Origin of the sequence: Actinomadura sp. 1N219, assembly GCF_044326405.1 — a bacterium.
Lineage (GTDB): Bacteria > Actinomycetota > Actinomycetes > Streptosporangiales > Streptosporangiaceae > Spirillospora.
In genome coordinates, this window is record NZ_JBIRAY010000002.1 from 672,812 (window position 1) to 686,623 (window position 13,812).

Consider the following 13,812-nt stretch of genomic DNA (forward strand, 5'->3'; position numbering starts at 1 on the left):
CCGGCGCGCGACCGACCCCCTAGCGGTGCTCTAGGACAGGACGCGGTGCGTCATGGGGAGGCGGTCCCGGGTGAACGTGGCGGCGACGAGGGCCGCGGCGCACGGGATGAGCACGCCGATGGCGAGCAGCAGCGTCCACGGGACGTCGATGATCGTGCCGTGATCGGCGACGCCCGCCTGCTCTGGCTGGCTCGTCAGCGGCCGCGCCACCGCGAGGCCGGGGACGAGCCCGCCCGCGATGCCGAGCCAGCAGCCCAGCACGGCGACGAACAGCGCCTGGCACATCGTCAGCACCCGCCAGGTCAGCGGGCGGGCGCCGACCGCGGCGAGGGTCGCGAGGTCGGGTCTGGCGTCGGCCGCCGCCAGGCTCGTGGCGATCAGCGCGCCGCCGAGCGCCAGGACGGCAGCCACCGACGCCAGCAGCAGCGTGACCGTGCCGAAGGATTCGGTGAAGCCCCGCTCGACGTACACGGCGTCCGAGTACGGGTTGTAGGGCGTCATGGTCTTCGTCAGCCGGGCCTCCTCGGCCTTCGTGACGCGGTGGTCGGCGCGGTCCACGCCGAACGCCTCCGTCCCGACGGGCAGGCCGATGCGCTCGGCGAGCTTCGGCGGGACGATGGCGCGCACGCCCGGATCGCCGCCCGCGGCGACGGCCGGCAGGCCCTCGACCCGCCTGAGCGTGCGCTCAGCGCCGTCGTCGTCCCACACGAACACCCTGCCGGTCGTCGTCCCGCCGTCGGTGGGCTTCGCGCCGAACAGGACGACCTTGCCGGCGTCCAGCGCGGACGTGACGGCGGGGTCGTCGCGGCCGAGCAGCATGCGCGCCTCGCGGGCGCCCCCGACGACGTTGTCCAGGAGGACGGTCATGCCCGCCGGGTCCTCGCGGGCGATGAAGCTGAGGGCCGGGCATTGCGCCGTGTCGGCGCTCAGGCACGTCCCGCCGACGCCGGGCAGGGTCTTCAGCGGGAGGACGGGGACGCCGGGCAGGTCGCGCCGGATGGCCCGCTCCGCCTCGTCCGCCTGGGTCTGCGGGGCGCGGATCAGCGCGCTTCCCATCGGCAGCGTCGCCTGGTATTCCAGCCGGCTCTGCCGGAAGTCGCTGGCGCCCCCGATGGCCAGCGCGGTGATTCCGGCGACGGCCGCGGTGATCGCGGCGACCGCCGGCGCGGTGCGGGCGCGGTTGCGGGCGCCGTCCCGGACGGCGAGCCGCAGCGGCAGCGGGAGGCGAGGCGCGAGCCGGCCGGCTGTCCCGACGATCCACGGGCACGCCAGGACCAGGCCGACGATGATCGCCGCCGCGCCGAACGCGGCCCCGAACTCGCGCAGCGGGACGACGCCGACCAGGGCCGTCGCGACGCCCGCGAGGACGAGCACGCCGCCGGCGATCGGCCAGCCGCGCCTGGACCGGCCGGGCGGGTCGCGGCGTCCGGCGAGGGCGGCGGTGACGTCCATCCGGGCGGCCTGCGCGGCGGGCAGCAGCGCGGCCAGCACCCCGCTGCCCGCGCCGAGCAGCATCGTCACGGCGACCTGGAGCCACGGCACGCGGAACGGCCCGAACGGCTCGCCCCCCGCGGCTTCGAGGGCCGGGACGGCCGCGGCCGCGGCGAGCGTCCCGAGGGCGGCCCCGCCCACCGCGGCGATCCCGCCGAGGACCAGGCCGGACGCGAGGACGACGGCGCGCAGGTGCCGGTCGGTCCCGCCCGCCGCGGCGACGAGCGCGAGGTCGCGGCGACGCCTGCGGGCGTCCACCACCAGCGCCGGCCCGGCGAGGAGGACGACCTGCAGCAGGATCATCGTGATCGCCATCCCGGTGATGGCGCTCTCGGCGGCGCCGCCGCCCGAGTCTCCGGTGCTCTCCTTCGTCCCCTGGCCCGTCCGCCACAGGACGGCGAGCGCGACGATGGCCGCGACCGGCAGCCCGATCATGCACAAGATCAGCGCGGTGCGGCCCTTGGCCCGCAGCGCGTCCTGCCGGGCGATGCGCAGCGCGAATCGGTAGCGGTTCACGGCGCCTCCTGGAGGAGGGTCTCGGGGCCGGTGCGGCCCGGCGTGGCGTCGACGACCCGGCCGTCGCGCAGGAACACGACCCGGTCCGCCCAGGCGGCGTGCCTCGACTCGTGCGTGACCATTAAGCAGGACGCGCCCGCGTCGCAGCGGCCGCGCAGGACGCGCATGACGTCCTCGCCGGTGTGGCTGTCGAGCGCGCCGGTCGGCTCGTCGGCGAGGACGAGCCGGCGGTCGCCGACCAGCGCGCGGGCGATCGCGACGCGCTGCTGCTGGCCGCCGGACATCTCGTCCGGGAACCGGCCCGCCAGGTCCTCGACGCCGACCTCCGCCAGCGCCTCCCCCGCCTCGCGGCGGGCGCGGCGGGAGCGGACGCCGTCGAGCTCGCGGGGCAGCATGACGTTCTCGGCGGCGGTCAGGCTCGGGATGAGGTTGAGGTCCTGGAACACGTACCCGACGCCGCGGCGGCGCAGGGCGGCCCGTCCGGACGGGCGGAGCGCGCCGAGGTCGGCGCCGTCGAGGAGGATACGTCCGGACGTCGCCCGGTCGAGGCCGCCGGCGAGCGTCAGCAGCGTGGACTTGCCGGACCCGGACGGCCCCATCACGGCGACGAACTCCCCGGCCGCGACGTCCAGCGTCACGTCCCGGAGGGCGTGGACGAGGGCGGGTCCGCTCCCGTGGTCGCGGGATACGTCCCGCATGGCGAGCAGGCTCATCGCCGGGCCTCCTCGTCGGTCTCCACCGGCAGGTGGGCCGGCGCCGCCGGCGGCGTGGCGCGGGCGACGTAGGTCTCGCAGTGGTCGAGCCAGCGCACCTCGGCCTCCGCCTGGAAGATCATGGATTCGAGGACGAGCCGCCACGCGCGGTCGCCCTGCTCGGCGGGGACGGCGGGCGCGTCGGCCTTCAGCCGGGTGAGGTCCTGGAGGGCGCGCAGCGTGGCGCCGCGCTGGGTCTGGACGACCTGCGCGACGTCCACGCCGGGCGTGGTGACGGCCATCGCCAGCTTGATCGCCAGCTCGTCGCGGGGCCGGTCGGCGCGGACGAGCGGGGTGGCGAACCACCGCCGCACGTCCGCCTCGCCCGCCGGGGTGATCCGGTAGACGAAGCGGCCCTCGTCGTCGGCCCCGACGCGGGTGACGAGCTCGTCGCGTTCGAGGCGGGACAGGGTGGAGTAGACCTGGCCGATGTTGAGCGGCCAGGTGGCGCCGGTGGACGACTCGAACTCGGCGCGGAGCTGGTAGCCGTAGCGGGGCCCCTGGGACAGCAGTGCCAGCAGGCCATGACGGATCGACATACCTACCAAGTATGCATACCGAGTATCCCTAGGGCAATACCGAGTATGCATCCACGGCGACACACCACCCGGAATTCACTGTACGCAACCGTCCGGAGGCTTAACGTAACTGTCGTTCCCGGCCGATCAGGAGACTCCGTGAGCTCGGACTGCACCATCAGCGTCCTGCACGACGTCCTGCGCGTGTACGACCACCGCTACCTGAGCCTCGACCGCGTGCAGCGCGAGCGCCTCGTCGACGGCACCCGCCGCGTCATCGGCGAGGAGGGCCTCAGCGAGGCCGCCCGCGCCGCGATGCCCGCGTCCGTCCGGCTCAGGGCGTTCTGCATCCAGCACGGCCTGGACGACGAGCTGGAGCGGCTCATCCGCGACGAGAACGACGGCGTCCTGGCGGGCGCCGTCGTGGTCGGCGGGCGGATCTACGCCATGTACCCGTACCTGCGCGGCGTCTCCCGCCAGGACGCCGACATCACCACCGAGGTCGGGGTGGACCACCGCCTGGACGCCGTCACCTGGCAGAGCAGGAAGATCCGCATCCGCGGCTTCGCGGCGCTGCAGCGCGTCGAGACGAACCGGACCGCCGTGGACGTCATCCTGCGGGAGCGGACGTCCGGCCGGGAGCACGGCTTCCTCGCCGAGCCCCGCCAGGAAATCCCCGGCGCGTTCGAGGCCGTCGCCGACCCGGCCGTCGTCGAGCCGGGACGCTGGGACGTGCACGTCTCCGCGACCAGCCTCGGCGTGACGCGCGAGGCCCGCTTCGGATCGGTCAGGGGCGACGGCGTGAAGACCGTCCAGCAGCGGCGCACCGCCGAAGCCAAGGACGTCACCGTCTACTTCACCAAGGGCGGCCACCTGGCGCTGGTCGTCGCCGACACCGGCGGCCGCCCGCCGCTCCGCACCAGGTTCCGCCGCCTCCGCCGCAACCGCTGAGCGCGGCGTGTTGAGCGCGGCGTGTTGCCCTCACGAATTTCACGCGAGGGCAACACGTCGGTCAGCGGTCCGTCTGGAAGACGGTCAGTCGTCGTTGAGCCAGCTCATCATCGGACGGAGCTCGGCGCCCGTCTTCTCGATCGGGTGCTCGGCGAGCTCCTCGCGGTACTTGCCGAACTGCTTCTGGCCGCCCTCGAACTCGTCCACCAGCTCCTTGGCGTACTGGCCCGACTGGATCTCGCCGAGGATCTTCTTCATCGCGGCCTTGGTCTCCGGCGTGACCACGCGCGGGCCGCGGCTGTAGCCGCCGTACTCGGCGTTGTCGGACACCGACCAGTACATCTTCGACACGCCGCCCTCGTACATCAGGTCGACGATCAGCTTCATCTCGTGCAGGACCTCGAAGTAGGCGACCTCCGGCTGGTAGCCGGCCTCGGTCAGCACCTCGAAGCCCGTCTTGATCAGCTCGGAGACGCCGCCGCACAGTACCGTCTGCTCGCCGAACAGGTCGGTCTCGGTCTCCTCGGTGAACGTCGTCCTGATGCCGCCCGCGCGCAGGCCGCCGATCGCCTTGGCGTAGGAGAGGGCCAGCGGCCAGGCGTTGCCGGACGGGTCCTTCTCCACGGCCACGATCACCGGCACGCCGCGTCCGGCGACGAACTGGCGGCGGACGAGGTGCCCCGGGCCCTTCGGCGCGACCATCGCCACGTCCACGCCCTCCGGCGGCTGGACGAGGTCGTACCGGATGCTGAACCCGTGGCCGAAGAACAGCGCGTCGCCCTCGACCAGCGCCGGGCGGATGTCCTTCTCGAAGATCTCCCGGTGGTGGTGGTCGGGGGCCAGCAGCATGATCAGGTCGGCCTCCTCGGCCGCCTCCGCCGGGGTGACGACGCGCAGCCCCTCGGACTCCGCCAGCTCCCGGCTGGCCGACCCCTCGCGGAGCCCGACCCGCACGTCGACGCCGGAGTCGCGCAGGGAGAGCGCGTGCGCGTGCCCCTGGCTGCCGTAACCGATGACCGCGACGTGCCGGCCCTGGATCACGCTCAGGTCGGCGGCGTCGTCGTAGAACATCTCAGCCACAGTGCTATTGCCTTTCGTTGGTTTCGTGAATTCGCCCAAGGTGCGGGGGCGCGCCCCCGCGCGGGTCACGCGCTGCGCTCGATGGCCCGCAGCGACCGGTCGGTGATGGACCGGGCGCCGCGGCCGATGGCCACCATGCCCGACTGCACCAGCTCCTTGATCCCGAACGGCTCCAGGACCTTGATGAACGCGTCCAGCTTGTCGCGGTTGCCGGTGGCCTCGATGGTGACGGCGTCCGGCGCGACGTCCACCACCTTGGCGCGGAACAGCTGGACGGTCTCCAGCACCTGCGAGCGCGTCTCGGCGTCGGCGCGCACCTTGACCAGCACCAGCTCCCGCTGGACGGACGCCGACGAGTCCAGCTCGACGATCTTCAGCACGTTGATCAGCTTGTTGAGCTGCTTGGTGACCTGCTCGAGCGGCAGGTCCTCGACGTTGACCACGATCGTCATCCGGGAGATCTCCGGGTGCTCGGTGGTGCCGACCGCGAGCGACTCGATGTTGAAGCCGCGCCGGGAGAACAGCGCCGCGACCCGGGCCAGGATGCCGGGCTTGTTCTCCACGAGCACCGACAGTGTGTGCAGGCTCATCGGGGTCAGTCTCCGTTCTCCCACTCGGGCGCCATGTCCCGCGCGATCTTGATGTCGTCGTTGGTGGTGCCGGCCGCGACCATCGGCCAGACCATGGCGTCCTTGTGCACCACGAAGTCGATCACGACGGGCGCGTCGTTGATCTCCATCGCCTTGGCGATGACCTCGTCCACGTCCTCGGCCTTCTCGCAGCGCAGGCCGACACAACCGTACGCCTCGGCGAGCTTCACGAAGTCGGGGATGCGCTTCGCGGCGAGCCCGGACTCGGACTCCGACTGCAGGGTCGTGTTGGAGTACCGCCCGTCGTAGAAGAGCGTCTGCCACTGCCGGACCATCCCGAGGTTCCCGTTGTTGATCACGGCGATCTTGACGGGGACGCCCTCGATCGCGCAGGTCGCGAGCTCCTGGTTGGTCATCTGGAAGCAGCCGTCGCCGTCGATCGCCCACACCGTCGAGCCGGGCGCGCCGACCTTGGCGCCCATCGCGGCCGGGACGGCGTAGCCCATCGTCCCGGCCCCGCCGGAGTTCAGGAACGCGCCGGGGCGCTCGTACTTGATGAACTGCGCGGCCCACATCTGGTGCTGGCCGACGCCCGCGACGTAGTAGGCGTCGGGACCGGCGAGGTGACCGATGCGCTCGATGACGTACTGCGGGGACAGCGAGCCGTCGTCCGGCGTGTCGTAGCCGAGCGGGTACGTCGCGCGCCACGCCTCGAGCTGCCGCCACCAGTCGCCGTAGTCGCCCTTGCGCCCGGCCTCGTGCTCGTTCTGCACGGCGACGATCAGGTCGGCGATGACCTCGCGGGCGTCCCCGACGATCGGGACGTCGGCGTGCCGGTTCTTGGAGATCTCCGCCGGGTCGATGTCGGCGTGCACGATCTTGGCGCCGGTGGCGAACCCGTCCAGCTTGCCGGTGACGCGGTCGTCGAACCGGGCGCCGAGCGCGACCAGCAGGTCGGACCGCTGCAGCGCGCCGACCGCGCCGACGGCGCCGTGCATGCCGGGCATGCCCATGTGCAGCGGGTGGCTGTCGGGCAGCGCGCCCTTGGCCATCAGCGTGGTGACGACGGGCGCGCCGGTCAGCTCGGCGAGCACCTTCAGCTCGGCGGACGCGCCGGCCTTCAGCACGCCGCCGCCGACGTACAGCACCGGCCGCTCCGCCTGGACGATCAGCCGCGCCGCCTCGCGGACCTGCTTGGAGTGCGGGCGGGTGACCGGCCGGTACCCGGGAAGCTGCAGCGGGACCGGCCACTCGAAGTTCACCGTGGCCTGCAGCGCGTCCTTCGCGATGTCGACGAGGACCGGTCCAGGACGGCCGGTGCCCGCGATGTGGAACGCCTCCGCGATCGTCCGGGCGATGTCGCCGGCCTTGGTCACCAGGAAGTTGTGCTTGGTGATCGGCATCGTGATGCCGGCGATGTCGGCCTCCTGGAAGCCGTCCGTCCCGATCAGCGACGACGCCACCTGGCCGGTGATCGCCACGATCGGCACCGAGTCCATGTAGGCGTCGGAGATCGCGGTGACGAGGTTGGTCGCGCCGGGCCCGCTGGTGGCCATGCACACGCCCACCTTGCCGGTGACCATCGCGTAGCCCTGGGCCGCGTGGCCGGCGCCCTGCTCGTGCCGGACGAGGATGTGGCGCAGCTTCGCGGAGTCGAACAGCGGGTCGTACGCCGGGAGGATCGCGCCGCCCGGAATGCCGAACACGGTGTCGACGCCGACGTTCTCCAGGGCGCGGACCAGCGCCTGGGCTCCCGTCATCTGTTCGGTCGTCATGATTCTGCGTTCCTTGGGGAGAAATTCGGGGTTCGGGCTCCGGGCAACAAAAAACCCTCGCCGCCGTGAGGCGATCGAGGGGAGGCGCGCAGGTCGGAGAGCTCGGTCAGCCTGCGCGCCGACCAAGTACTACGAGAATGCCAAGGATGCTCTGCACGAGCCCCACTTTCGCCGATGACGGGCCACCGGTCAAATCCTTGGACACTTTGTCTCACATATTGAGACACGGTGGGCGGGTGGTCAACCCGGAAGGGGCAGCGGGACGTCGCCGGAAAGCGCCCTGCCTTCCAGGTTCGTCCGCACCAGCGACTCGACCCGCTCCGCCGCCATCGGACGCGCCACGAGGAAGCCCTGCCCGCGCGGGCAGCCCATCTCCCGCAGCAGCTCAAGCTGCTCGGGACGCTCGATGCCCTCCGCCACCACGGTCAGCCCGAGGTCGCTGCCGAGCCGCACGATCGTCCGGGTGAGCAGCGTCAGCGTCTCGTCCGAGCCGAGGCCCGCCACGAACGACGGGTCGATCTTGATGATGTCGACGGGCAGCTGGCCGAGGTAGGCCAGCGAGGCGTACCCGGTGCCGAAGTCGTCGATCGCAAGCCGGACGCCGAGGTCGCGCAGTTCCACCAGGCGCTCCACGTTCTGGCCCGCGTCCTCGACGAGGACCTCCTCGCGCACCTCCAGCGTCAGCGCGTGCGGCGGCAGCCCGGTCTCCTCCAGCGCCGCCGCGACCGACTCCACGAACCGCGGCGCGGCGATCTGCCGGGCGGTGAAGTTCACCGACAGGCCCACCGCCCACGAGTCCCGGCGCCAGCGGGCGACCTCGCGGCACGCCTCCCGCAGCACCCAGCCGCCGAGCGGGATCATCAGGCCGGACTCCTCCGCCGGGCCGATGAACTCCTCAGGCGGCACCGCCTCGCTCCCCCGCCACCAGCGCAGCAGCGCCTCCACGCCCGTGACCCGGGACGTCGCGAGGTCCACCACCGGCTGGAACTCGACCGCGAACTGCTCCTCGGCCATCGCCCGCTGCAGGTCGCTGCCGAGCTCCAGCCGCCGGACGACGTCGGCGTGCATGTGCGGCGCGTACACCTCGACGCGCCCGCCGCCGAGCTCCTTCGCGCGGGCCATCGCCAGGTCGCCGTTGCGCATCAGGTCGGCGGCGGTGCGGCGGAGCCTGCGCCCCGTCACCGGTGCGCCGCCCGCCGACCCGGGCCCCTCGTCGTCGCCGGCGAACGCGATCCCGACACTCGCCGTCAGCACGATGTGCTTGTCACCGACCTGATAAGGGTCGGCCGAAAGGACGCGCAGCAGGCGTCCGGCCAGTTCCACTGTGGCGCGCGTCTCACGGTCGTCCGGCGGGAGCTGGACGAGGACGGCGAACTCGTCGCCGCCCCAGCGCGCCACCGTGTCGTCCGCCTGGACGTTCGCGCGCAGCCGCCGCGCCGCCTGCGCCAGCACCTGGTCGCCGGCCGCGTGCCCGTCGGAGTCGTTCACCGCCGTGAAGCCGTCCAGGTCGACGAACACGACCGCGACGCCGCCGCCGGACGGGTGCCGCGACAGCACCTCCCTGATGCGCTCCTCGAAGTAGGACCGGTTCGGCAGGCCCGTCAGCCCGTCGTGGAACGTCAGGTGCGCGACCTGCCGCTGCAGCGCCGCCTGCTCGCTGAGGTCGCGGGTCGTGACCAGCAGCCGCGCGGGCGCGCCGTCCGTGCCGCTGTACCGGGAGATCGTGGACTCGGTCGGCAGCCAGGTGCCGTCCGCCGCGCGCACCCGGAACGACACGCGCAGCGCGTCCTGCAACCCGCCGGGGCGTGCGCTCGCGGGGTCGTCGTCGAGGAACTCGGTGAAGACGTCCTGGACGCGCGGCAGGTCCTCCGGGTGGATGAGCTCGCTCAGCGGACGTCCGAGCAGCTCCTCGGACGTGTACCGGTACGTGCGGAGCGCACCGGCGCTGGCGTGCTGGACGGTGGCGTCCATGTCGCAGATGAGCACGGCGTCGTTGATGCTCTCCGACAGGGCACGGAAGTGTTCCTCGCCGGTGACGACGGCGCGGCGCAGCGCGTCGTTCTCCTGCAGCAGGCCCGCGAGCCGGGCGATCAGCACCAGCGCGGCCGAGCCCGCGGCGATCGAGATGCCGGGTTCGAGGCCGTTCTCCCCCGTGACGGAATGGCCCGCGATGAACAGCCCGGCCGCGGCGGCGACCGCGGCGGGCGCGAGCCCGGGGCCGATCATGCGTCCGCACCGCTCCTCGGGGGCGGGCTCGCCCTCGGGGACGTCGTCGACCGGCAGCTCGGGCTCGGCGGCCGGGCCCGTCCACGGCGCCAGCAGCAGGAGCAGCAGCCCCGCGAGCCGCAGGATGTCGGACGGGTCGCCGGCCTGGTTCCCCCCGTCCAGCCGGACGAACGTCGTCACGATGTCGGCGACCGCGATGGCCGTCAGCGCCCCGTACCCCATCCACGCGAGCCGGCGGCCCCCGCGCGCCGCGCCGAGGACGAACGGCAGCGCGCCGCAGATGAACACGATGTCGATCAGCGGGTACAGCAGTTCGAGCAGGAACTCGGACGGAGACTCCCCCGACCGGTGGTAGAGCGTTCCGAAAACGGCGACCCAGCCGAGGACGAACAGCGCGCAGGCGCAGACGTAGGTGTCGGCGGCGTAGCGCAGCCACACCCCCGTGTCGCGCGGCAGCCTGATCGGCGCGACGAGGCCGACGACCAGCGCCACCAGGGCGAACAGGTAGAAAAGATCGGGTACGGACAGCGAGAGCGCGCTGCGCGCGTGACCGTCCGACAAGGCGCTGCCCAGGGCGCCCAGGAACCAGGACGCGGCGGCGATCCCGTACCAGCGCCAGGACGCGCGCCACAGGCCGCCGGAGAGCGCGCCGGGCCCGCCGTCCGCCGGGATGCCGTCCGGCCGCCGGGCCGACAGGAGCAGGGAGACCGCGGCGGCGCCCGCGGCGCCCACCTCGGCCCATGCGATGAAGGCGCGGCCGCCCCAGCCCAGCAGCGAGCCGATGGCGTACAGCACGCCGACGACCGCGGCCATGGCGACCGGCAGCGCACGCGGCGGCACCCGCCTGGCGTAATCGCCGCTCATCGCGCCGTGTCCCTTCCTGCCCCCGGTGGAGCGTCCAGTCCCCGCGTGGCCGAACCGCGCCGGGGGAGATGCCGGGTTCACGACCCTCACCGCACGGATAACGGTCGGAAGGTCCTGAATCGTGCCCCGCGCGGGATCGGCGCGGGCCGGTGGCGAACCACGCCGGCTCGCCCGCCGGGAGATCAGCGACATTGCTGCACTACGGGATCACCGTGTCGCTCAATGTACGTTCGGTAGGTCACGGAGCGATTGAGGCTGGGCGTCCTCCCGGCGACAAACGACCTCGTCGGATCACGGTTTGGGACACCCGAAAGGCGAACGTCCGTGATGTTCCCCCATGGTCGGCATTACGCTGAGTGACCACATCCGGGCCGGGCGCCGGACGCGTCCGCGCGGTGCCGGAGGCGGGCGGGAACGGCGGGCCGCCCGGATCCGTACTACCTGCGGGAGGCGCTCATGCGACTGCACACGATCGTCCTGGCCACGGCCGCGGTGCTCCTGGCGGCCTGCTCGTCGGACGGGTCCGGGGAGGGCAGCGCGCACACGCCGCCGCCCCTCACCACCGCCGCGACGCCGGGGACGGGGAGCCCGGGCGAACCGCGGAGGATCGCCACCGGGCTGAAGACGCCGTGGGCGATCGCGTTCCTGCCGGGCGGCGACGCGCTCGTGACCGAACGCGACAGCGCGAACCTCGTGCGGGTCAAGGCGTCCGGCGAGTGGGAGCAGGTCGGCAAGGTGCCGGGCGTGGAACCCGGCGGCGAGGGCGGTCTGATGGGCGTCGCCGTCTCCCCCGCCTACGCCACCGACCACCTGATCTACCTCTACTACACGGCCGCGTCCGACAACCGGGTCGTCCGGGCCACGTTCGACGGACGTCTCGGCACGCCGCAGCCCATCGTCACCGGCATCCCGAAGGGCTTCAACCACAACGGAGGACGCCTGGAGTTCGGCCCCGACAAGATGCTCTACGTCACCACCGGCGAGGTCGGCGAGGAAGGGCTCTCCCAGGACAAGGAGTCCCTCGGCGGCAAGATCCTCCGCGTCGCCCCCGACGGGAAGGCCGCGCCCGGGAACCCGTTCGGCAACCGCGTCTGGACGTACGGGCACCGCAACGTCCAGGGCCTCGCCTGGGACGACAGGGGCCGCCTCTACGCCACCGAGTTCGGCCAGAACCGCTTCGACGAGATCAACCTGATCGAGAAGGGCGAGAACTACGGCTGGCCCGACGTCGAAGGGGTCGGCGACCGCGACGGATTCACCGACCCCCTCCTCACCTGGTCGACCGGCGAGGCGTCCCCGTCCGGCCTCGCCTACGCGGGCGGGTCCCTGTGGGTCGCCGCGCTGCGCGGCGAGCGCGTGTGGCAGGTCCCGCTGGACGACGGCAGGACGGCGCGTCCGGTCTCCCGGCACACGTCCGAGTACGGGCGCGTCCGCGCCGCCGTCCGGGCCCCGGACGGCTCGGTCTGGATCGCCACCAGCAACCACGACGGCCGGGGCGAGCCGAAAGCCGACGACGACCGGATCCTCAGCATCCCGGTCCGATAACGGGGGTCAGGACGCGCCGAGCTTCTCCAGGATCAGCTCGCGGGCCCGTCCGGCGTCGGCCTGGCCGCGGGTCGCCTTCATGACGGCGCCGACCAGGGCGCCCGCCGCGGCGACCTTCCCGGCGCGGACCTTGTCGGCCACGGCGGCGTTGTCGGCGATCACCTGGTCGACGACGGACGCGAGTTCCCCCTCGTCGCTGACGACCTTGAGGCCCCGCGCGGCGACGACCTCGTCCGGCGTGCCCTCCCCGGCGAGGACGCCCTCGAACACCTTGCGGGCCAGCTTGTCGTTCAGCTCCCCCGCGGTGATCATCGCCTGGACGCGGGCGACCTGCTCGGGCGTGACGGGCAGCTCGGCCAGCTCGACGCCCTGCTCGGTCGCGTGCCTGGACAGCTGGTTCATCCACCACTTCCGCGCCGACGTCGCGTCGCCGCCGTGCGCGATCGTCGCCTCGATCAGGTCGACGGCGCCGGCGTTGACGACGTCCCGCAGCTCCAGGTCGGACAGGCTCCACTCCTTCTGGATGCGGCGGCGGCGCGCGGCCGGAAGCTCCGGCAGCGAGGCGCGCAGCTCCTCCACCCAGTCGCGGGACGGGGCCATCGGCACCAGGTCCGGCTCGGGGAAGTAGCGGTAGTCCTGCGCCTCCTCCTTGCTGCGCCCGCTGGTGGTGCGGCCGGTGTCCTCGTGGAAGTGCCGGGTCTCCTGGACGACGCGGCCGCCGTCCGACAGCACGCCGCCCTGCCGCTCGATCTCCGACCGGACGGCCCGCTCCACCGAACGCAGCGAGTTGACGTTCTTCGTCTCGGAGCGCGTGCCCCACTCGGTCGCGCCGCGCGGCATGAGCGAGACGTTCACGTCGCAGCGCATCGAGCCCTGCTCCATGCGCACGTCCGACACGCCCAGCGACCGGACCAGCTCGCGCAGCTCCGTCGCGTAGGCGCGGGCCACCAGCGGCGCCTTGTCGCCGGTCGCGACGATCGGCTTGGTCACGATCTCGACCAGCGGGATGCCCGCCCGGTTGTAGTCGACCAGCGAGTACTCCGCGCCGTGGATGCGGCCCGTCGAGCCGCCGACGTGCAGCGACTTGCCGGTGTCCTCCTCCATGTGGACGCGCTCGATCTCGATCCGGTAGGTGTCGCCGTCGACGTCCACCTCCAGGTGGCCGTCCACGCAGAGCGGCTCGTCGTACTGCGAGATCTGGTAGTTCTTCGGCATGTCCGGATAGAAGTAGTTCTTCCGGGCGAACCGGCACCACTCCACGATGTCGCAGTTCAGCGCGAGGCCGATCTTGATGATGCCCTCGATCGCGGCGTGGTTGGTGACGGGCAGCGACCCGGGCAGCCCCAGGCACACCGGGCACACCTGCGTGTTCGGCTCGGCGCCGAACCCGGTCGGGCAGCCGCAGAACATCTTCGACGCGGTGCCCAGCTCGATGTGCGTCTCGATGCCGAGGACGGGCTCGTACCGCGCCAGCGCCTCGTCGTACGTCAGCAGCGTCGGGGTG

The 13,812-nt window shown here is 72.7% G+C and carries 10 protein-coding genes; 2 read left to right on the top strand and 8 right to left on the bottom strand.

Annotated elements, in window-relative coordinates; translation table 11 throughout:
* Positions 1–30 precede the first annotated feature (30 nt).
* Genes ACH35V_RS11945 through ACH35V_RS11955 form a run of 3 tightly spaced genes read right to left on the bottom strand, consistent with a single transcriptional unit; the run spans position 31 to position 3,298 of the window.
* Entirely contained in the window at positions 31–2,007 is a 1,977-nt protein-coding gene (locus ACH35V_RS11945) for an FtsX-like permease family protein (protein WP_395971981.1), read from the bottom strand.
* A complete protein-coding gene (locus tag ACH35V_RS11950) occupies positions 2,004–2,720 on the bottom strand; it encodes an ABC transporter ATP-binding protein (protein ID WP_395971982.1) in 717 nt (238 codons plus the stop codon). The genes ACH35V_RS11945 and ACH35V_RS11950 overlap by 4 nt, the downstream gene beginning before the upstream one ends.
* Positions 2,717–3,298, bottom strand: a complete 582-nt coding sequence (locus ACH35V_RS11955; protein WP_395971984.1) for a PadR family transcriptional regulator — start codon at positions 3,296–3,298, stop codon at positions 2,717–2,719. The genes ACH35V_RS11950 and ACH35V_RS11955 overlap by 4 nt, the downstream gene beginning before the upstream one ends.
* 138 nt (positions 3,299–3,436) lie before the next feature.
* Between ACH35V_RS11955 and ACH35V_RS11960 the strand changes: the two genes are divergently transcribed.
* A complete protein-coding gene (locus tag ACH35V_RS11960; RefSeq protein WP_395971985.1) occupies positions 3,437–4,228 on the top strand; it encodes a hypothetical protein in 792 nt (263 codons plus the stop codon).
* An 84-nt stretch (positions 4,229–4,312) separates the two neighbouring features.
* Here ACH35V_RS11960 and ilvC read toward each other — a convergent pair whose 3' ends face one another.
* The 4 genes from ilvC to ACH35V_RS11980 form a co-directional block, all read right to left on the bottom strand.
* Positions 4,313–5,299: a ketol-acid reductoisomerase gene (gene ilvC / locus ACH35V_RS11965; protein WP_395971987.1), complete on the bottom strand. Its 987-nt coding sequence runs from the start codon at positions 5,297–5,299 to the stop codon at positions 4,313–4,315.
* Between the two features lie 74 nt (positions 5,300–5,373).
* Complete coding sequence (gene ilvN, locus ACH35V_RS11970; protein ID WP_328353170.1) at positions 5,374–5,898, bottom strand: acetolactate synthase small subunit; 525 nt, start codon at positions 5,896–5,898, stop codon at positions 5,374–5,376.
* Positions 5,899–5,903: 5 nt separating this feature from the next.
* On the bottom strand, positions 5,904–7,799 hold the full coding sequence (locus ACH35V_RS11975) for an acetolactate synthase large subunit (RefSeq protein WP_395971988.1): 1,896 nt from the start codon (positions 7,797–7,799) through the stop codon (positions 5,904–5,906).
* A 114-nt stretch (positions 7,800–7,913) separates the two neighbouring features.
* Entirely contained in the window at positions 7,914–10,763 is a 2,850-nt protein-coding gene (locus ACH35V_RS11980; RefSeq protein WP_395971989.1) for a putative bifunctional diguanylate cyclase/phosphodiesterase, read from the bottom strand.
* A 456-nt stretch (positions 10,764–11,219) separates the two neighbouring features.
* Here ACH35V_RS11980 and ACH35V_RS11985 point away from each other — a divergent pair, with 456 nt between their 5' ends.
* On the top strand, positions 11,220–12,308 hold the full coding sequence (locus ACH35V_RS11985) for a PQQ-dependent sugar dehydrogenase (protein ID WP_395971990.1): 1,089 nt from the start codon (positions 11,220–11,222) through the stop codon (positions 12,306–12,308).
* Between the two features lie 6 nt (positions 12,309–12,314).
* Here ACH35V_RS11985 and gatB read toward each other — a convergent pair whose 3' ends face one another.
* Positions 12,315–13,799, bottom strand: a complete 1,485-nt coding sequence (gene gatB, locus ACH35V_RS11990; RefSeq protein WP_395972059.1) for an Asp-tRNA(Asn)/Glu-tRNA(Gln) amidotransferase subunit GatB — start codon at positions 13,797–13,799, stop codon at positions 12,315–12,317.
* Positions 13,800–13,812 lie beyond the last annotated feature (13 nt).

What these genes read in the sequence shown, in the direction of transcription:
- ACH35V_RS11980 (WP_395971989.1), bottom strand. Translation starts at nt 10,763, where the DNA reads ATGAGCGGCGATTACGCCAGGCGGGTGCCGCCGCGTGCGCTGCCGGTC.
- ACH35V_RS11985 (WP_395971990.1), top strand. Translation starts at nt 11,220, where the DNA reads ATGCGACTGCACACGATCGTCCTGGCCACGGCCGCGGTGCTCCTGGCG.
- ilvC (WP_395971987.1), bottom strand. Translation starts at nt 5,299, where the DNA reads ATGTTCTACGACGACGCCGCCGACCTGAGCGTGATCCAGGGCCGGCAC.
- ilvN (WP_328353170.1), bottom strand. Translation starts at nt 5,898, where the DNA reads ATGAGCCTGCACACACTGTCGGTGCTCGTGGAGAACAAGCCCGGCATC.
- ACH35V_RS11950 (WP_395971982.1), bottom strand. Translation starts at nt 2,720, where the DNA reads ATGAGCCTGCTCGCCATGCGGGACGTATCCCGCGACCACGGGAGCGGA.
- ACH35V_RS11955 (WP_395971984.1), bottom strand. Translation starts at nt 3,298, where the DNA reads ATGTCGATCCGTCATGGCCTGCTGGCACTGCTGTCCCAGGGGCCCCGC.